This is a genomic window from Streptomyces carpinensis, assembly GCF_002154505.1.
Lineage (GTDB): Bacteria > Actinomycetota > Actinomycetes > Streptomycetales > Streptomycetaceae > Streptomyces > Streptomyces carpinensis.
In genome coordinates, this window is record NZ_MUBM01000337.1 from 1 (window position 1) to 17,699 (window position 17,699).

Here is a 17,699-nt window from a genome sequence, read left to right on the forward strand (position 1 = left end):
CAGCGCGGCCTTGGCCGCGGAGTAGACGGCCTCGTCCCGAACGCCGACCGTGCCCGCCAGGGAACCGATGATGACCACCCGGCCGGTGCCCTGCCCGACCATGTGCGGCAGCAGTTGCCGGATCAGGTGCAGGGTGGCGAGCACGTTGACGTCGAACACCTCGTCGATGGCGGGCTGCGGCATCGTGCTGAACGGCCCGGCCCAGCCGATGCCCGCACCGGCCACCAGCAGGTCGACCCGGCCGACGCTGTCCAGCGCGAACTCGGCCAGCCGCCGTTCGGCGCCCGGGCCGCACAGGTCCGCCGGATAGGCGACGGCCGAGGTGCCCCGGGCGACCTCTTCGAGCCGCGCGCGGTCCCGCCCGTTCAGCACCAGCCGCCAGCCGCCCTCGGCGGCGAGCCGCCGGGCCACGGCCGCGCCGATCCCCGACGAGGCGCCGGTCACCAGCGCGCCCCCGCCCGGCAGCGCGCCGTCGGCGGCGCGCCGGCTCGCGGCGGTGAGCGGCGCCGGTGCCCCGACGGGGGTCCCGGGGCCGGACCGAGGACGGGAAGGGGCTTGGGACATCGGCGCGCACCTCTGGTCGACGGGAACCGGAGGCCGCCGGTGCGGCCCCCGGCGGTCCGGCCTTGTCCTGCCGGGGTGAAGTATCCCGGGGGCCGGGCCCGAAACGCGGCACGAGCGGGGGCGTGCCCGTTCGTTTGACTGCGGTGAGTGAGGGTTACTCACTTCCAGTGTCGTCCGAAATGCCCGTGCCGCCACCTCTGCCCGCCGCTCGTGGCCCGCTGAGCGAGCACGCGCCCCTCCGGCCCGGCCCGCACCGCTCGCCCGGGGCCGAACGCCTGCTCGTCGTCAGCGCGAGCATGGGCTCGGGCCATGACACGGTGGCCGCCGAGCTGGCGCGCCGGGCCCGCGCCACCGGCCGGGAGGCGCACGTCGTGGACGTGCTCGCGCTGCTGCCGTACGGCGTCGGAGCCGGTCTGCGCGGCTTCTACCAGACCGCCGTCCGGCACTGTCCCTGGGTCTACGCCGGAATCTACGACTTCTTCCTCCGGCCCGGCCCCCGCCCCCGGCCCAGCGGCACGCCGCTGGCGCGGCTCGCGAGCGACCGCCTGATGCGTCTGGTCCGCGAGACGCGCGCCGATGTCGTGGTGCCTGTCTTCCATCTGGCGGCGCAGCTCACCGGCCATCTGCGGGCCCGGGGTGTGCTGCGCGTGCCCAGCGCGGTGGTCGTCGTCGACTTCGCCGTGCACCGACAGTGGCTGCATCCGGGCAACGACCTGCACCTGTGTGTGACGGACGAGGCCGCCTCGGAGGTGCGCCGGGCTCTGGGCCGGCCGGCGGAGGCGACCGGGCCGGTGGTGGCTCCCGGCTTCTTCCCCGGCGGGACGGGGGAGGCCGGATGGCGGCGGCGGTTGGAGCGGCACGGCCCGGGGCGGCCCGCCGTGCTGGTCTCGGCGGGGGCCTGGGGCGCCGGGGCGCAGCTGGCCGGCACGGCGCGGCTGCTGGCCGCGAACGGCTTCCTGCCGGTGGTGCTGTGCGGGCGCAACGAGCGGCTGCGGCACGCCCTGTCCGGCGTGCCGGGCGTCCTCACCCCCGGATGGGTGAGCGACATGCCGGAGCTGTTGCAGGCGTGTGCGGCCCTGGTGGACAACGCGGCCGGGCAGACGGCCGTCCAGGCGCTCGCGGCCGGGCTGCCGGTCGTGGGATACCGGCCGCTGCCCGGGCACGGCGCGGAAGGGGTCCGCCGCATGGCGGCCCTCGGGGTGTCCGACCACGCGCCGGACGAGGCCGGCCTGCTGCTGTCCCTGACCCGGCTCACGGAGGGGGGAGCCGAGCGCGAGCGGCGGATCGCGGCCGGGCGCGCGCTGTTCCGGGAGGACGCGCTGTCGTGGGTCGTGCGGGCGTCGCCGAGCACCGGCCCGAGGCCGCAGCCGTAGCCGAAGCCCCAGCCGGGCGCCGACTGCCGCCCCTCGCCTACGACCCGACCGTCCTGTCCCTTACGGCTCGACCGTCCTGTCCCCTAGGCTCGACCGTCCTGCCGGAGTCCAGCCGCCCGACGTGGGCGACGTTCTCCCGGTCCTCGGCGTCCTGGCTGGGCGCCGCCGCGAACCAGGCGTCGAGGATCTCGGTCAGGAGGGGTTCGGAGGTCAGCCGCAGGCCGAGCGCCAGCACGTTGGCGTCGTTCCAGCGGCGCGCGCCGTCCGCCGTGTAGGCGTCGGTGCACAGGGCCGCCCGTACGCCGGGCACCTTGTTCGCGGCGATGGACGCGCCCGTGCCGGTCCAGCAGCACACGACCGCCTGCTCGGACCGGCCCTCGGCGACGTCCCGGGCCGCGGCCTCCGAGCACGCCGCCCACTGCGGGTCGTCCCCGGGCCGCAGCGCGCCGTGGGGGACCACCTCGTGCCCGCGTTCGCGCAGCCGCGTGACCAGGGCGCGGGCCACGGGTTCGTCCATGTCGGAGGAGACGGAGATCCGCATGCTCGGCAGACTACGCCGCACGGATGCTAGAAGACGCTCCTGCCGAGGAGGACGGCGGAGACGAACAGGACCGCTCCGCCCGCGACGGCGGCCGAGCGGGAGTGGCGCCGCAGCGACGCGCGCAGGCCGGGTCGGCGCGTGGGCACGCGGTGCACGGTGGTGTTCCAGCCGGTGTCCAGTACCGAGGCCGGCCCGGCGGCCGGTGCCGGCCCATCGGCGGCATGGTCCGGGACACCGTGGACGGTGCCGCGGTGGTGTGCCGGCGCGACGAACCCGTGGGGTGCGTGGCCGGTGCCCGGCTGTTCCGGTGGCAGCGGTTCGGGGGCGCCGCGCCAGGCGCCGCTGCCGAACCAGTCCGCCGCCTGCCGGGCCGTGGGCCTCTCCTCGGGCCGCTTGGCGAGCATGCCCAGCAGGTACGCCTCGAAGGCGGGCGGCAGCGCGGCGCCGCGCTGGTGCGGCGGTACGGGCGGGGCGTCGACGTGCTGGTACAGCAGCACGGTCGCGGTCGCCGACTCGAAGGGCGGGCGGCCCACGGCCAGTTGGTAGAGCACGCAGCCCAGCGAGTACAGGTCGGAGGCCGGGCTCGCGGGGGTGCCGATGGCGCGTTCGGGCGCCAGGTACAGGCCGGTGCCGACGATCTGGCCGGTCGTGGTGAGCCCGGCCGACGGGTCGTCGACGAAGCGCGCGATGCCGAAGTCACCGATGCGGACCGTGCCGTGGCGGTCGCTCAGCAGATTGCCGGGTTTGACGTCCCGGTGCACGATGCCCTGCGCGTGCGCGGCGGCGAGGCCCTCGGCCGCCTGCCGCGCCACCTGTGCCAGCCGGTCCGGTGCGAGCGGCCCGCCGACTGCCAGTTCCCCGGCGAGGCTGTCGCCCTCGATCAACTCCATGACGAGGAAGCAGCGTCCCTGCCAGGTGCCGAAGTCGAGCGTCCCCACGACGTGCGGATGGTTCAGCCGTGCGGAGGTCTGCGCCTCCAGCCGGAACCGCGCCTCGGCCGAGGCGTCCGCCACGTCGTTCAACAGGAGTTTGACCGCGACCGGACGGCCGAGCACCTCGTCGAGGGCCCGCCAGACCTCCCCCATCCCGCCGCGTCCGATGACCGTGTCCAGCCGGTACCGATCCGCCACCAGCACGCGTAGACCGCCCTCATTCCCCGAAAGTCCCACCCTCAACCGGCCCATCTTAACGATCACTTGGCACGCCGACGACCGGCACCGATCCACGCCCCTACGGGTGAAAAGCAGTGAATCGCTCTACGTACAAATATGTAGAGCTGATCATGTATGTCATGGTCTCCCTATCCACTGATCCGCTCGGGAAAGGGAGGACGACCTTGGACCCTCTGACGTGGCTGCTCATCCCGCTGGCAACCGCGATCATGGCAAGCCTCTGGGGCTGCTGCACGGGGCGCCGACGACGCGCCGACGACTGGACGAACGTGCAACGCTACGACCGCCTGCGGGCGGCACTGGCACGCGCGGCCGCCTCGGCCTCCGCCGTCTCCGCCGCCCCCGTCGCCCCCGTCGCCTGCGGTTAGGACTGCCCCTGCGGTCACAGCCGGCCCCGCGGTCGGTTCCGCGCCGCCGGACGGTTCCTAACGCAGCAGCAGCTGCACACCGCCCACGACCGTCGCCGCGATCACCAGCTGCTCGAACAGCCGCTGGTCGATCCGGTGCACGGCCCACCTGCCGAACAGCGCTCCGGGCACCACGAACACGGCGAGCGCCGCGTCCAGGAACAGTGAGCGGCCGTCGATCAGGCCGAGGCCCGCACTGAACGGCACCTTGGAGACGTTGACGACGAGAAAGAAGAAGGCCGACGTCCCGAGGAAGCCGAGCTTGCGGAAGCCGGCCGACAGCAGGTACATCGACATCACCGGGCCGCCCGCGTTGGCGACCATGGTGGTGAAGCCGCCGAGGACACCGTAGGAACGGGCCTTGAGGCGGCCGGCCCGGGTGGTGACCGCGTCAGGGTCCACCTCCCGGTCGGCCGCCCGGCGGCGCCACAGCGTCACGGCCGCCATCAGCAGCAGGATCGCGCCGATCGAGGTCCGTACGACGGCGTCGTCGGCCCACACCAGGAACAGGGTGCCGACGACCACTCCGACCGCGACGGCGGGGAACAGCCGCCACAGGGTGGGCCAGTGGGCATGCCGCCGGTAGGTGAGGACGGCGAGGACGTCCCCGGTGATCAGAACCGGCAGCAGCACCCCGGTGGAGGCGCGGGCGGGCAGCACGGCCGCGAAGATCGCGAGGCTGACCGTGTTGGCCCCGCTGACGGCGGTCTTTGAGAAGCCGACCAGCAGGGCCGCGAAGGCGAGCGCCGCGAAGTCCCAGCCGGATATGTGCCAGAGTGTCATCGTGTCCATGCGGACACCGATGCTATGTCCGGACAACCACCGCCCGTAAGCACCGTCTCGCCAGTCGGCCCTAGGCGGTTTCGTTTGGATTACCTGGCTGACCAGAGGAAGATGCTCGCAACGTGGAGTCCGGCCAGGTAGATGGCTGCTGTCTTCTCGTAGCGGGTGGCGATGCCTCGCCACTGTTTCAAGCGGTTGATGCAGCGTTCGACCGTGTTGCGTTGCTTGTAGGCCTCGCGGTCGAAGGCGGGTGGCCTGCCACCCCGGCTGCCGCGTCGCAGACGGTGGCCGCGTTGATCGGCCGGCACGGGGATGACCGCCCGGATGCCGCGCCGCCTGAGGTGCTCACGGATGGCCCGCGACGAATACGCCCTTGTCTGCGAGGACTGCCGCTGGCCGGGTCCGGGGCCGTCCACGCCGTCGGGGAACACGCAGCCGCGCCATCACGTCAGCGAAGGCAGGCGCGTCACCGGCCTGTCCGGCGGTGAGATGGAAGGCCAGGGGCCGGCAGTTGCCATCGGCCGCGAGATGGATCTTCGTGGTCAGTCCGCCACGGGACCGGCCGATGGCGTGGTCGTACGGCTCGTCGGCCGAGGCCCCTTTTTGCGGGCTCCGGCCGCGTGCTGATGGGCTCGCACGATCGTGGAGTCCACCGAGACGACCCGGTTCAGCTCCTCGTCGGCGTCGGCCTGTGCCACAAGCGCGGTGAACACCCGCTCCCATGTGCCATCGGCGGACCACATCCGCAGCCGGTTGTAGACCCCCCGCCAGTTGCCGTACTTCTCCGGCAGCTGCACCCACTGTGCGCCGGTCTGAAACTTCCAGGCGATGGCGTCGATCACCTCTCGGTGGTCCCGCCACCGGCCACCCCGCTTCGGTGTCCGGTCCGGAAGCAACGGCTCGATCCGCGCCCACTACGCGTCAGTCAACGGCACACCAGGACAAACCCCGAAGACTGCGAGGACACCAGTGATGACCAGCCCCCACCCATGCCATGGCCCTGCGCACGACGGCCACCGCCTTCGGCACCCAGCGCGGCAAAACCTGGTGGAGAGCACCTGTCCGAAGGCGCCGCATTCCCCACTAAGTGCTGCTCAGCACCGTTGTCGACTGGCCATGCGGGCGTGATCGCGCACTATGCGGTCGCAACGCCCAGGAAGCGCAGCACCGCCAGGACACGGCGGTGGTCGGCGTCGGCCTTGGGCAGGTCGAGCTTGGTGAAGATGCTGTTGATGTGCTTGGCGACCGCGCTCTCGCTCACGACCAGCTCGGCGGCGACGCCGGAGTTGGACCGGCCGCCCGCCATCAGCTCCAGCACCTCCCGCTCGCGCGGTGTCAGCCGGTCGAGCGGATCGCTGTGCCGGCGCACCAGCAGCTGCGCGACGACCTGCGGGTCGAGCGCGGTGCCGCCGGCCGCCACCCGGCGTACCGCCTCGGCGAACTCCTCGACGTCGGCGACCCGTTGCTTGAGCAGATAGCCGACGCCCGAGGTGTTGGCGGCGAGCAGATCGGCGGCGTACCGCTCCTCCACGTACTGCGACAGCAGGAGCACGGCGGTACGCGGGTACTGGCGGCGGATCACCAGCGCGGCGCGCACTCCCTCGTCGGTGAAGCCGGGCGGCATGCGCACGTCGACCACGGCGATGTCGGGCCGGTGCTCCTCGACGGCCGCCAGCAGCCCTTCTGCGTCGGCGACCTGCGCGCACACCTCGAAGCCGGCCGCCTCCAGCACCTTGACCACGCCGATGCGCAGCAAGAGGGAATCCTCGGCGATCACGGCGCGCACGGCAGCTCCACGGTGATGACGGTCGGGCCCCCGGCGGGGCTGCGGCAGGAGAGCGTGCCGTCGACGGACGCGACGCGCTTGGCGAGCCCGGCGAGCCCGGTGCCACCGCCGGCGGCCGCGAGATCCGCGCCGCCCGCTCCGTCGTCCGCGACGACCACCAGCAGTGTCTCCCCGATCCGCTCCACGGTCACGTCCGCCCGGGTCGCCTGGGCGTGTTTGACCACGTTCGTCAGGGCTTCGGAGACCACGAAGTACGCGACGGCCTCGACCGTGGGCGAGGGGCGCTGCGGCAGGTCCACCGCCACGCGCACCGGGATCGGGAGGCGGGCGGCGACCCCGGACAGCGCGGCGTCGAGGCCGCGGTCCTCAAGGACGGCCGGATGCAGGCCGCGCACCAGGTTGTTCAGCTCGGCGATCGCCTCCTTCGCCTCGCGGTGCGCCTCGTCGATCACCTTGCGGGCGTCCTCCGGCAGGTCGCCGAGGGTGGCCCTGGCCAGGCCCAGGTTGACGGCGAGTGAGACGAGGCGCTGCTGTACGCCGTCGTGCAGGTCGCGCTCGATCCGCCGCCGCTCGGCGTCGGCGGCGTCGAGCACACCGGCCCGGCTCTCGGCGAGGTCGGCGACCCGGCGGGCCAGCTTCTCCGCGCGGCTGGGGCCGAGCAGGACCTCGGCCGCCCGGGTCTCCAGCCGCACCAGAGCGCCGGTCAGCCGGGGCCCGAGGAACAGCAGGGCGAGGCCGCCGGCGGTGATGTACGCGGCCTGCGTGGTGTACCCGAGGTCGGTGACCCGCCACTGCGGGGGCAGCGCCCAGATCCACACGTAGATGGAGGCGGCCACGAGAGCGGCGGCCCAGACGGCGAGGACGGCGAGGTCCAGGACGGCGAGCAGCGGACCCGCCACGGCGTGGTAGCAGACCTGCCGCCACAAGGCCCGGCCGGTCAGCCGGCGCACCGCCGACTTCCAGTTGCGTCCGGGCCCGGGTACGGCGGGGCGCGGGAGGTCCTTGCCGACGAGCGCCCGGTAGCGCCGCCGCTGCCCGACGGTCAGCAGGGGTGTCACCACGAGCGTGAGCAGCACGGGCAGCGGAGTCACGGCCACCGCGCCGGGCGCGCGCACCAACGCCGCCATCGTGCCGAGCAGCCAGAGCCACAGTGGCACCACGGCGAGGTGGAGCGCCAGGCCGGCGGCGACGAGCGCGGTCCGGTGTCCCGCCCTGCGGAACGGCCGGCCCAGCACCAGCTGCAGCCACGTCGTGAGTTGCATGCGTCAAACGGTAAAGCCGCAGGCCATCCCCGTGCCATGACGCTCCCGCCCGGTTCGGGGGTGCACTTATCTCCACCCCGGGTCGGAACCCTGCGTGACTGACGGCGCCCTGGTGTGCGGCGGAGGGTGGAGCACGTGAAGGGGAGAGCCGGCGGGGAGCGGGGGAAGACGATGCGTCAACTGGTGTTGTGCGATGAGGAAGTGGCCGGTGCCGAGGGCTTCGACCACGCCGAGGTCATCCCGCTCCACGAAGATGCGGAGGAGCCGCGCCCGGCGCGGGGCATGCGGCGGGCCGGGTGGCTGCTGGTCGCCTGCGGGCTCGCCCTGCTGCCGTGGCTGTACGTGCTGGCCACCGGCCTGCCGGCCACCGCGACCGCGGCGCACTGGCCGGTCGCCTGGGTCGGGCTCGACGCGCTGGAGGCGCTCGGCCTGATCGCCACCGGCCTCCTCGCCGCCCGCGGCGACCGGCGGCACGCCCTGGCAGCCGCCGCGACCGCGACGCTGCTTGTGGTGGACGCCTGGTTCGACACCACGACCGCGGCCCCGGGCGGCGACTTCGCCACCGCGGTCGCCATGGCGCTCGGCGCCGAGCTGCCGCTCGCCGCGCTGTGCGGCCGGCTGGCGCTGCGGACGCTGAGCCGGCCCGCGTGACGCCGACCGCCCGACCACGTACCACGGACCGAATCGATCCACCGGAGAACACCATGCACCGCGTCACCACCGCCCCCGTCGCCCCGATCCCGGCCCGGACCCGCTGGGCGGTCGCCGCCGGCGCGGGCGCCGCGTTGGCCGCCGCCTGGTGGCTGGGCGACACGGCGCCCTATCCGTACGCCCAACGCGGCCTCCTCGACGTGCCGTTGCCGTTCCTGACAGCCGACCGGATGGACGCCGTACTGCAACCGCGGCCGGGGGAGCGGATCCTGGAGATCGGCCCGGGGACGGGCCTGCAGTCGCTGCACGTCGCCCCGCAGCTCGGGCCGGAGGGACGGCTCGATGTGCTCGACATCCAGCAGGAGATGCTCGACCACGTGATGTGCCGCGCCGAGCGCGACGGCCTGGCGACGATCAGGCCCACCCGCTCGGACGCACGTGAACTGCCCTACGCCGACGGGACATTCGACGCCGTATACGCCGTGACCGCGCTCGGCGAGATCCCCGAGCCGGATCGGGTACTGCGCGAGGCGGCACGGGTGCTGGCACCAGGCGGGCGGCTGGTGATCGGCGAGTTCTTCGACCGGCACTGGATCCCCTTCGGCCGGCTGCACCGGCTCGCCGACGCCGCCGGCCTCCACCTGACCGAGCGCCGCGGCCCAAGCCCGGCATACCTCGCCCGCTTCCGACCCTGCAGAGCCGACGCGCCAGGCCACCAGAGCGAGCGCCTCGCCCACAGCGACCGGGACACCAACGACGGGCAAGCGTGAGCACCGCACGCAGGGACCGCGATCACCGAGCTGAACAACCGGGCGCGCGGTAGGCCGCTCCAGGAGGCGAGGAGGCTCCGCCCCAACCGCGGCCAGCTACGAAAACCGCGGCGCCCCCGCAAGGTGAGAGGGGAGTCCTGCGGCTTCTGCTGCGTGATTCCGGTCTCCGATCGTGCTGGGTCCTCTCCGGCAGCAAGCCCGGGCGGCGGCGATAAGGCGGTGCGTCCAGCAGCCCCGCGGATTTCTGCGAGCGGGCCTGTGGTGGTGCAGTGCCGACTGGCCCATTCCGCGCGGTTTTCGGCGGTGCTACCCAGCCACAGGTGAGCGGAGCTGGTGTAGGCGGTTTCTTCCGGGTCAAGGCGGGGTGAGTGATGACGGCGGTTCTGGGGTGGCACCCTGGAGCGATGCGACCTGGGACCGACGTCACCGAGAACGGCCTGCGGCATCTGCTCAATGGGTGGGATCCGATCGGCGTCGCTGACGCGGTGCAGGACGAGTACGACTGCATGCTCGTCCCTCTCCTTCAGCGGCTCCGGGGGGGGCGCCGACCAGGCGGAGATCGGTGAGTTCCTGCGGCATGAGCTGGAAGACCACCGACAGGGCCTAGCGGCACCGTCCCGCTCCGTGGCCCTCGAGGTACGGTCTCACTCCGCACCCCTCACGCGTGTCAGGCTCCGGCGTACCGCGACCGTAGCTCCCGCTTGAGCACCTTCATGCTCGGCCCCAGCGGCAGCTCGTCCGTCAACTCCACGCGCCGCGGGTACTTGTGGCGGCCCAGACGCTCCTTGGACCAGGCGGTGACCTCGGCCGGGTCCGGGCGCGCGCCCGGCGCGGGGACGACGACGGCGCACACCTCCTCGCCGTGGAGCTCGTCCGGCAGGCCGATGACGGCGACCTGGGCGATGCCGGGGTGACGCAGCAGCACCTCCTCGACCTCGCGCGGGTAGACGTTGTAGCCGCCGCGGATGATGACGTCCTTCTTGCGGTCGACGATCCGCAGGAACCCCTCGTCGTCCTTGGTGCCGAGGTCGCCGGTGCGGAACCAGCCGTCGACGAGTGCCTCGGCGGTCGCCTCGGGACGGCCGAGGTAGCCGGAGAAGACGTTGTGGCCGCGGACGACGACCTCGCCCAGCTCGCCGGGCGGCAGCAGCTCGACGTGCTCCTCGACCTCGGCGCGGGCGATCTCCACCTCGACGCCCCACAGCGGGTGGCCGATGGTGCCGGGTTTCGCGCCGAACACCGGCTGGTTGACGGCCGCCGCCGGGGAGGTCTCCGACAGCCCGTAGCCCTCGTAGATCTTCGCCCCGAACGCCGCCTCGAACCGTTCCAGCACCGCGACCGGCAGCGAGGCGCCGCCGGAGATGCACACCCGCAGGTCGGGCAGCACGTCGGCGTCGGCCGCCGCGGCCGCGAGTGAGACGAACATCGTCGGCACGCCGTGGAAGGTGTTCACGCCCTCCTTCACCATCAGCTCGATGGCCCGCGCCGCGTCGAAGCGCGGCAGCAGCACGAGCGTCGCCCCGGCGCGCCAGGTGGAGTTCAGCGACACGGTCTGGCCGAAGGCGTGGAAGAGCGGCAGCGCGCCGAGCGCGATGTCGTCGGGGCGGATGTCGTTGGCGTCGAAGGCGTTCACGGTCGCGTTCATCACCAGGTTGAAGTGGCTGAGCACGGCACCCTTGGGGACGCCGGTGGTGCCGCTGGTGTAGAAGACGACGGCCGGGTCGTCGGCGGCGCGGGTGACGTACGACGGCAGCGGCTCGGCGTCGGCCGCGAGCTTCTCCAGTTCGGCGCCCAGGGTGACGACGTCGACGCCGACGCGGCGGGCCGCGGCGCCGCCCGTCTCCGCCTGCGCCGGGTGGCACAGCAGCAGGGTGGCGCCGCTGTCCTTCAGGACGTGCTCGACCTCCGCCGCCGACAGCAGCAGGTGCACGGGCACGACGACCGCGCCGGCGGCGGCGATCGCGTAGTACGCCTGCGGGAACTCGGCCGTGTTGGGCGCCATCAGCGCCACCCGGTCCCCCGGCCGGACGCCGAGCCCGACGAGCGCCCCGGCCTGTGCGCGGGCCCGCTGCCACACCTGGGCGAAGGTGAGCCGCAGGTCTCCTTCGACGAGGGCGGTCTTGTCGGGGCGGCGCCGGGCGTTCTCGGCGAGGATCGCGGCGACGGAGAGGCTTGCCATGGAGGGGTACTTCCTTCTGGTGCGGCTGCGTTGCGGCTCGGGGTACGAATGTCCTTGTGGGGCGCCCCCGTTGACGTGGACGGGCGGTGCGGCCCGTGCGGCCAGGGCCTTTCGTTCGGATCATGCCGGGCTCGCGCCTGATCCGAACGAAAGACCCTAGTGCCGTTCGACCAGTACGGCGGTGCCCTGCCCCACGCCCACGCACATCGTGGCGAGGCCGCGCGCCGCGCCGTTGCGGCGCATGCGGTGCAGCAGGGTGGTGAGGATGCGGGCGCCGGAGCAGCCGAGCGGATGGCCGAGGGCGATGGCGCCGCCGCTCGGGTTGACCAGGTCCTCGTCGATGCCGAGCTGGTCCACGCAGGCGAGGGCCTGGGCCGCGAACGCCTCGTTGAACTCGGCCTCCTGGATGTCGCCGACGCTCCAGCCGGCGCGGGCGAGCGCCTTGCGGGTGGCGGGGACGGGCCCGATGCCCATGACGTCGGGGTGGACGCCCGCGGAGGCCCCGGCGACGTAGCGGCCCAGGGACTCCAGGCCCAGGTCGTTCAGTGCCTCCTCGCTGACCAGGAGCAGACCGGCGGCGCCGTCGTTCATCGGGGAGGCGTTGCCCGCCGTGACCGTGCCGCCCGGGCGGAAGACGGGCTTCAGGCGGGCCAGCTTGTCGTAGGAGGTGTCCTCGCGGATGCACTCGTCGCTGTCGACGACCACTTGGTCGGGGCGCTCCACGGACAGGAGTTCGTGGTCGAAGTGGCCGTCCTTGCGGGCCTGGGCGGCCAGCCGGTGGCTGCGCAGCGCGAACTCGTCCTGGCGTTCGCGTGCGATGCCGTACCGCGCGGCCACCTCCTCGGCGGTCTCGCCCATGGACAGCAGGCCGTGCAGGTCCTTCATGGCCGGGTTGACCAGGCGCCAGCCGAGCCGCGTGTCGTGGGTCTCGATGCGGTGCGGCAGCGCCTCGTCGGGGCGGGGCAGCACGAAGGGGGCGCGGCTCATCGACTCGGAGCCGCCGGCCAGTACGACGTCGGCCTCGCCCGCGGCGATGGTGCGGGCGGCGGCGGTGACCGCCTCCAGGCCGGAGGCGCACAGCCGGTTGACCGTGGCGCCGGGCACGGACTCGGGGAGTCCGGCGAGCAGCGCGGCCATGCGGGCGACGTTGCGGTTGTCCTCGCCCGCCTGGTTGGCGGCGCCCCAGTAGACGTCGTCGATGCGGGCGGCATCGAGCGCGGGCACGTCGGCGACCAGGGCGCGGATCACGGTCGCGGCCAGGTCGTCCGGGCGCACGGAGGACAGGGCACCACGCAGCTTGCCGATCGGTGTGCGGCGGGCGGCCGCGAAGTGGACGGGGCGCACGACAGGACTCCTCAGACGGCTCACGGCCTCACACCGGCCATTAATTAGCACTGCTAGTTTTGGACTATAGACCTCTTACCGGCCCCCTGGGAAGATCCCCCTGCGGACCCCGCCGACGCTGCTGGAGGAAACATGTCCGACGCCCGCGAGCACGTCCTGGCCGGAACGCGGGGCACGCTCGCCGTCCACGAGTGGCCGCATCCGCACCCGCGCTACGTCGCCCTCCTCGTCCACGGGTACGGCGAGCACGCCGGGCGGTACGAGGAGGTGGCGGGCGTGCTCGGGGAGCACGGCGCGGCCGTGTACGCACCCGACCACGTCGGCCACGGGAGATCGGCCGGCGAGCGTGTGGTCGTCGCGGACTTCGAGGACGTGGTGACCGACGTGCACGCGGCCGCGGACCTCGCCCGGGCCGCGCACCCGGGGCTGCCGCTCGTGCTCGTCGGCCACTCCATGGGCGGCCTGATCTCCGCCCGCTACGCGCAGCGGTACGGCGACGAGCTCACCGCGCTCGTGCTGTCCGGCCCGGTCATCGGCGCCTGGGAGCTGCCCGGGCGGCTGCTCGCCCTCGACGAGATCCCCGACACGCCGATCAGCCCGGCCGCGCTCTCCCGCGACCCGGCGGTCGGCGCGTCCTACGCGGCGGACCCGCTGGTGTGGCACGGGCCCATGAAGCGCCCCACGGTGGAGGCGTTCGCACGGACCCTGGAGACCGTCGCCGAGGGCGGCGACGTCGGCCGGCTCCCCGTGCTGTGGCTGCACGGCGACGACGACCGGCTGGTCCCGCTCGCCGGGAGCCGGATCGGCGTCGAACGGCTCACCGGCGGAGCCGCCGGTGACCGGGGTGCGCGTGGACGCGGCGGCGACCTGACCGAGCGGATCTATCCGGGTGCCCGGCACGAGGTGCTCCTGGAGACCAACCGGGCCGAGGTGTTCGCGGACGTGACGGGTTTCCTGGACCGGGTCCTCGCCGTCTGAGGGGGCTCCCGGAAGACGTCCTGGCCGCGCCGTTCGCACGTCGGGCCGGTCGTGCGGCGGCCTGCCCCGGCGGGCCGCCGTTGTTTGCAGCGGTACGCCAGGGGCACCCGCCCGATACCGCCGAAGACGACCTCCACAAGGAGAACCACCGTATGTCTGTCGTGAAGAGCACGATCCCCGATTCGGCCCGCCAGGTGACCGGGGAAGCGCTGCAGAGCACGCTCGTGGATCTTCTCGGGCTCTCGCTGACCGGAAAGCAGGCGCACTGGAACCTCGTGGGACCGCGGTTCCGCTCCATCCACCTGCAACTCGACGAAGTGGTGGCGGCGGCCCGCACGTTCTCCGACACCGTCGCGGAACGCGCCGCGGCCCTCGGCCTGCCTCCGGACGGCCGCCCGGAGACGATCGCCTCGGCCTTCACACTGCCCGGTCCGAAGGACGGCTGGGTGCGCGACACCGATGTCGTCGCGGTCATGGTCGAGTCCCTCGAGGCCGCCATCGCACGGCTGCGCGAACGCATCGAGGCGACCGCCGGCCCCGACCCGGTCACCCAGGACCTGCTGATCACCATCACCGCGGAGCTGGAGAAGCAGCGCTGGATGTTCGCCGCCGAGCACGTCTCCCGGGAGGACTGACCGGCGGTGCGCGGGCGCTTTGCGCGCACCACGAGCGAAAGGGTCACCCGATGAGTGACGCCATCGAAGACGACGCGGTGTGGGACGAGTTCCACCGCGTGGTGAACATGACCTCGCAGGAACTGGCGGCCTGGCTGCGGGTCCAGGACGCCGGCGAGCAGACCGAGCCCCTGCCCGACGAGGCGGGCGCGCCGATCGGGCAGCACGTGCTCGCGATCCTGCAGAAGCGGCGCATGGACCTGACCGAGGACGACCTCCGCGTGATGCGCGAGGTCGTGGATCTCGTCACGTCGCAGGTGGACCCGGCGAACGAGCCCGAGCCGGAGAGCGCCGAGGGGACCGACCGCCGGCACCGGCTCATGACCCTCGGCCACGATCCGCTGAAGGCGGCCCGGTGACCGCAGCCCGTGACTCCGGCGGCTCCCGGGACGCCCGGGTGCTGGAGGAGCTGATCGAGGCCCACGGCGAGACGTTCGCCGAGGAGGCCGGCATCACCCTGAAGGACACCCCGCAGCCGCTGTACCAGTTGCTGGTCCTGTCCGTGCTGCTCAGCGCCAGGATCCGCGGCTCGGTGGCCGTCGCCTCGGCCCGGGAGCTGTACGACGCGGGACTGCGCGACGCGCGCCGCATGGCCGGGTCGCAGTGGCAGGACCGCGTGGACGCGCTCGGCCGCGGCGGCTACCGGCGCTACGACGAGCGCACCGCCACCCAGCTCGGGGACGGCGCCGAGCTGGTGGCCGAACGCTGGGGCGGCGACCTGCGCCGCCTGCGCCGGGAGGCGGACGGCGACGTCCCCACGCTGCGCGAGCTGCTTCAGGAGGTGCCCGGCCTGGGCCCGGCCGGCGCAGACATCTTCCTGCGCGAGGTCCAGCACGTCTGGCCCGAGGTGGCCCCCTATCTGGACGCCAAGACGCTGTCGGGCGCGGAACGCCTCGGTCTGCCCAGGGACCCCGACCGGCTCGTCTCGCTGGCCGGGAACACGGACCCGGCCAACGTGGCGGCGGCGCTGGTGCGGGCCGCGCTGGACAAGAAGGTGGCCGACTCCGTCACCTGACCCGTCACGTCAGGGGCGGCGACTCGTCCGCTCATGGGAGGCCCTTCGCGGTCACGCGGGCGGCTCGGGCAGGTGGAGCAGCCGGGCGACGGTGCGCAGCACGCCGTTGTCGTTGTTGGACGGGGCCAGGTGCCGCGCCCGGCGGACGACCTCCGGATGGGCGTTGGCCATGGCGAACGACCACTCGGCGGCGTCCAGCATCTCCAGGTCGTTGAGGTAGTCGCCGAACACCAGGGTCTGTGCGGGGGTGATGCCCAGGTCCCGCTGGAGGCGGCGCACGGCGGCGCCCTTGTCGGCGGTGCGGTTCATGATGTCGACCCAGTGCTCGCCGGAGACGACCACCTTGTGGGTGGCGGCGAACGACGCCAGGGCCGGGGCGGTGGTCCGCTCGGCCGACCCGAAGTCGAAAAGAGCCACCTTGATCACGTCGTCGTCGACGGCGGCCACGTCCGGCACGATCCGGTGCCGGACGTAGTACTTGCGGACCTCGGCGAGGAAGGCCTCGTCGGTCCGCTCCACGTAGGCGGACCGCTTGCCGCAGACGACGGCGCCCACGTCCGCACCGCCGGCCGTGAGATCGCGCACGGCCTCGACGAGGCGCACCGCGACGGCCGTCTCCAGCGGGTCCGAGCTGAGCTCCTCGCCGTCGCGGACGACGTAGGTGCCGTTCTCGGCGATGAAGACCATGCCCTCCTCCGCGCCGGCGAACTGCTCGGCCAGCGTGGCGTACTGCCGACCGCTCGCCGGGCTGAACAGCACCCCGCGGCGGCGCAGCTCTTCCAGCACGGGCCACAGGCCCGCCGGGATCCGGTGGGCGTCGTCGAGGAGCGTGCCGTCCATGTCGGTGACGACCAGCCGTATGTCGACGGGAGCGGCGGGCGCCTCCAGGCTCGTTTCGGCATCAGCCGCGGGGGTGGTCAGCAGGGGCGAGGGAGTGCTGGGCATGTCCGGGTCTCTGTGGTGGGCGCGACGGGCGCGCCGGGGCGGGCGGTGGTGCGTCGGCGCCGCGGTGACGGCTCCGCGCCGGTCCCGAGGCAAACACGTCCGGCGGCTTTCGGGCAAACGCTCTTCCCCGGCCTCCCGGCCAGACACCCCCCTCCGGCCTGCGGACGAACGCTCTCCCGCGCACCCGCGGCCGATCGCGAGGGCCCCGCGGCATCGGGTCCGCCGATTCCCGGGACACGGTGATCTTCGGGCGGCACAATGGCGGCGACGGCACGAACCGACCACGAAACGCGTCACGAGACGGACCGGGAGCGCAGACGTGAGCGACGGCCACACCCCGCCGGACGGGCCGCCGAGGCCGGACACCGATGTGGCGCACAACGCGCGCGTGTGGAACTTCTGGCTCGGCGGCACGGACCACCACGACGTCGACCGGCAGGTCGGTGAGCATGTGGCGGGCCTGTTCCCGGTGATCCGGGAGGTGGCCCGCGCGGACCGCGCGTTCCTCGGGCGGGCGGTCCGCTTCCTGACCGCCGAGCGCGGCGTGCGGCAGTTCCTCGACATCGGCACCGGGCTGCCGACGGCCGACAACACCCACGAGATCGCCCAGCGGATCGCCCCCGAGTCCCGGATCGTGTACGTCGACAACGACCCGGCGGTCCTCGTCCACGCCCGCACCCTGCTCACCAGCACCCCCGAGGGCGTCACCGCCTACATCGACGCCGACGCGCACGACCCGGACGCCATCGTGGAGCGCGCCTCCGCCACCCTGGACCTCGGTCGGCCGGTGGCGGTGATGATGCTCGGCATCCTGAACTTCGTCCTGGACACCGACGCGGCGCGGGACATCGTCCGCCGTGTGATGGCCGCACTCCCCTCCGGCAGCTGCCTGGCCCTGACCCACCCCACCGTCGACGCCGACCTCGGCGGCGAGGGCAACGTGGCGGCCATGGAGTTCTGGAACGAGAACGCCACTCCCCCGATCACCGCCCGACCGCGCGCCGAGGTCGCCGCCTTCTTCGAGGGCCTGGACCTGGTGGAGCCGGGCCTGGTGCCGTGCTCGCGGTGGCGGCCCGACACGGGCACGCCCGCCGCGGTGCCGCAGTTCGGCGCGGTGGCCGTGAAACCCTGACGCAGGGCCGCCCACCGCGCCCGAGCCCCGAGGAGGACGCATGACTCCCCTTGCCGACCCCGTCCCCGGCGGGCGTCCCGGTGACGTCGAACGGGCCACCGCGCTCGCCGGCGAGCTGGCCGG

The 17,699-nt window shown here is 73.4% G+C and carries 18 protein-coding genes and 1 pseudogene; 9 read left to right on the forward strand and 10 right to left on the reverse strand.

Going from position 1 to position 17,699, the window contains the following annotated elements; genetic code table 11:
* On the reverse strand, positions 1-564 hold a 564-nt coding region (locus BZY54_RS36820), incomplete at its 3' end, for an SDR family NAD(P)-dependent oxidoreductase (protein ID WP_086729658.1).
* A gap of 296 nt (positions 565-860) precedes the next feature.
* On the opposite strand from BZY54_RS36820, the gene BZY54_RS36825 reads away from it, so the two are divergent.
* On the forward strand, positions 861-1,937 hold the full coding sequence (locus BZY54_RS36825) for an MGDG synthase family glycosyltransferase (RefSeq protein ID WP_086729675.1): 1,077 nt from the start codon (positions 861-863) through the stop codon (positions 1,935-1,937).
* 37 nt (positions 1,938-1,974) lie between these two features.
* Here BZY54_RS36825 and BZY54_RS36830 read toward each other — a convergent pair whose 3' ends face one another.
* Entirely contained in the window at positions 1,975-2,478 is a 504-nt protein-coding gene (locus BZY54_RS36830; RefSeq protein WP_086729659.1) for an RpiB/LacA/LacB family sugar-phosphate isomerase, read from the reverse strand.
* Between the two features lie 26 nt (positions 2,479-2,504).
* A complete protein-coding gene (locus BZY54_RS36835) occupies positions 2,505-3,614 on the reverse strand; it encodes a serine/threonine-protein kinase (protein ID WP_086729660.1) in 1,110 nt (369 codons plus the stop codon).
* Positions 3,615-3,814: 200 nt separating this feature from the next.
* Here BZY54_RS36835 and BZY54_RS36840 point away from each other — a divergent pair, with 200 nt between their 5' ends.
* Positions 3,815-4,018 carry a hypothetical protein gene (locus BZY54_RS36840; RefSeq protein ID WP_086729661.1) on the forward strand — a complete coding sequence of 68 codons (204 nt, stop codon included), beginning with the start codon at positions 3,815-3,817 and terminating at the stop codon, positions 4,016-4,018.
* Positions 4,019-4,075: 57 nt separating this feature from the next.
* Here BZY54_RS36840 and BZY54_RS36845 read toward each other — a convergent pair whose 3' ends face one another.
* The 4 genes and pseudogenes from BZY54_RS36845 to BZY54_RS36860 form a co-directional block, all read right to left on the reverse strand.
* Entirely contained in the window at positions 4,076-4,849 is a 774-nt protein-coding gene (locus BZY54_RS36845) for a sulfite exporter TauE/SafE family protein (protein WP_086729662.1), read from the reverse strand.
* Between the two features lie 80 nt (positions 4,850-4,929).
* Positions 4,930-5,745: pseudogene (locus BZY54_RS36850) on the reverse strand (IS5 family transposase).
* A gap of 230 nt (positions 5,746-5,975) precedes the next feature.
* Entirely contained in the window at positions 5,976-6,626 is a 651-nt protein-coding gene (locus BZY54_RS36855; RefSeq protein WP_086729663.1) for a response regulator transcription factor, read from the reverse strand.
* Positions 6,614-7,888 (reverse strand): sensor histidine kinase, encoded by a 1,275-nt coding sequence (locus BZY54_RS36860; RefSeq protein ID WP_086729664.1) that lies wholly within the window; start codon positions 7,886-7,888, stop codon positions 6,614-6,616. Before BZY54_RS36860 ends, BZY54_RS36855 begins: the two co-directional genes overlap by 13 nt.
* A gap of 135 nt (positions 7,889-8,023) precedes the next feature.
* On the opposite strand from BZY54_RS36860, the gene BZY54_RS36865 reads away from it, so the two are divergent.
* On the forward strand, positions 8,024-8,539 hold the full coding sequence (locus tag BZY54_RS36865) for a hypothetical protein (protein WP_086729665.1): 516 nt from the start codon (positions 8,024-8,026) through the stop codon (positions 8,537-8,539).
* Positions 8,540-8,592: 53 nt separating this feature from the next.
* Positions 8,593-9,309, forward strand: coding sequence for a class I SAM-dependent methyltransferase (locus BZY54_RS36870; RefSeq protein ID WP_086729666.1), 717 nt, complete (start codon positions 8,593-8,595; stop codon positions 9,307-9,309).
* A gap of 667 nt (positions 9,310-9,976) precedes the next feature.
* On the opposite strand, the gene BZY54_RS36880 is transcribed toward BZY54_RS36870, so the two are convergent.
* Positions 9,977-11,488, reverse strand: a complete 1,512-nt coding sequence (locus BZY54_RS36880) for a long-chain-fatty-acid--CoA ligase (RefSeq protein ID WP_086729667.1) — start codon at positions 11,486-11,488, stop codon at positions 9,977-9,979.
* A 156-nt stretch (positions 11,489-11,644) separates the two neighbouring features.
* Complete coding sequence (locus BZY54_RS36885) at positions 11,645-12,832, reverse strand: thiolase family protein (RefSeq protein WP_086729668.1); 1,188 nt, start codon at positions 12,830-12,832, stop codon at positions 11,645-11,647.
* Between the two features lie 132 nt (positions 12,833-12,964).
* Here BZY54_RS36885 and BZY54_RS36890 point away from each other — a divergent pair, with 132 nt between their 5' ends.
* From BZY54_RS36890 to BZY54_RS36905, 4 genes are all read left to right on the forward strand, one after another.
* A complete protein-coding gene (locus BZY54_RS36890; RefSeq protein WP_086729669.1) occupies positions 12,965-13,810 on the forward strand; it encodes an alpha/beta hydrolase in 846 nt (281 codons plus the stop codon).
* Between the two features lie 152 nt (positions 13,811-13,962).
* Positions 13,963-14,445 (forward strand): Dps family protein, encoded by a 483-nt coding sequence (locus BZY54_RS36895; protein ID WP_086729670.1) that lies wholly within the window; start codon positions 13,963-13,965, stop codon positions 14,443-14,445.
* Positions 14,446-14,495: 50 nt separating this feature from the next.
* Positions 14,496-14,843, forward strand: coding sequence for a DUF3140 domain-containing protein (locus BZY54_RS36900; protein ID WP_086729671.1), 348 nt, complete (start codon positions 14,496-14,498; stop codon positions 14,841-14,843).
* The gene (locus BZY54_RS36905) at positions 14,840-15,499 is read left to right on the forward strand and encodes an HhH-GDP family DNA glycosylase (RefSeq protein ID WP_086729672.1); all 660 of its coding nucleotides are present in this window, start codon (positions 14,840-14,842) and stop codon (positions 15,497-15,499) included. The genes BZY54_RS36900 and BZY54_RS36905 overlap by 4 nt, the downstream gene beginning before the upstream one ends.
* A gap of 51 nt (positions 15,500-15,550) precedes the next feature.
* Here the strand turns inward: BZY54_RS36905 and BZY54_RS36910 are convergent, their stop codons facing one another.
* Positions 15,551-16,444, reverse strand: a complete 894-nt coding sequence (locus BZY54_RS36910) for a Cof-type HAD-IIB family hydrolase (protein ID WP_086729673.1) — start codon at positions 16,442-16,444, stop codon at positions 15,551-15,553.
* A 319-nt stretch (positions 16,445-16,763) separates the two neighbouring features.
* Between BZY54_RS36910 and BZY54_RS36915 the strand changes: the two genes are divergently transcribed.
* Positions 16,764-17,576: an SAM-dependent methyltransferase gene (locus BZY54_RS36915; RefSeq protein ID WP_086729674.1), complete on the forward strand. Its 813-nt coding sequence runs from the start codon at positions 16,764-16,766 to the stop codon at positions 17,574-17,576.
* The last annotated feature ends 123 nt before the right edge of the window (positions 17,577-17,699 follow it).

Excerpts from the sequence above, each read along its gene's own strand:
- BZY54_RS36825 (WP_086729675.1), top strand. The coding sequence starts at position 861 with ATGGGCTCGGGCCATGACACGGTGGCCGCCGAGCTGGCGCGCCGGGCC.
- BZY54_RS36830 (WP_086729659.1), bottom strand. The coding sequence starts at position 2,478 with ATGCGGATCTCCGTCTCCTCCGACATGGACGAACCCGTGGCCCGCGCC.
- BZY54_RS36845 (WP_086729662.1), bottom strand. The coding sequence starts at position 4,849 with ATGGACACGATGACACTCTGGCACATATCCGGCTGGGACTTCGCGGCG.
- BZY54_RS36860 (WP_086729664.1), bottom strand. The coding sequence starts at position 7,888 with ATGCAACTCACGACGTGGCTGCAGCTGGTGCTGGGCCGGCCGTTCCGC.
- BZY54_RS36870 (WP_086729666.1), top strand. The coding sequence starts at position 8,593 with ATGCACCGCGTCACCACCGCCCCCGTCGCCCCGATCCCGGCCCGGACC.
- BZY54_RS36880 (WP_086729667.1), bottom strand. The coding sequence starts at position 11,488 with ATGGCAAGCCTCTCCGTCGCCGCGATCCTCGCCGAGAACGCCCGGCGC.
- BZY54_RS36890 (WP_086729669.1), top strand. The coding sequence starts at position 12,965 with ATGTCCGACGCCCGCGAGCACGTCCTGGCCGGAACGCGGGGCACGCTC.
- BZY54_RS36895 (WP_086729670.1), top strand. The coding sequence starts at position 13,963 with ATGTCTGTCGTGAAGAGCACGATCCCCGATTCGGCCCGCCAGGTGACC.
- BZY54_RS36900 (WP_086729671.1), top strand. The coding sequence starts at position 14,496 with ATGAGTGACGCCATCGAAGACGACGCGGTGTGGGACGAGTTCCACCGC.
- BZY54_RS36910 (WP_086729673.1), bottom strand. The coding sequence starts at position 16,444 with ATGCCCAGCACTCCCTCGCCCCTGCTGACCACCCCCGCGGCTGATGCC.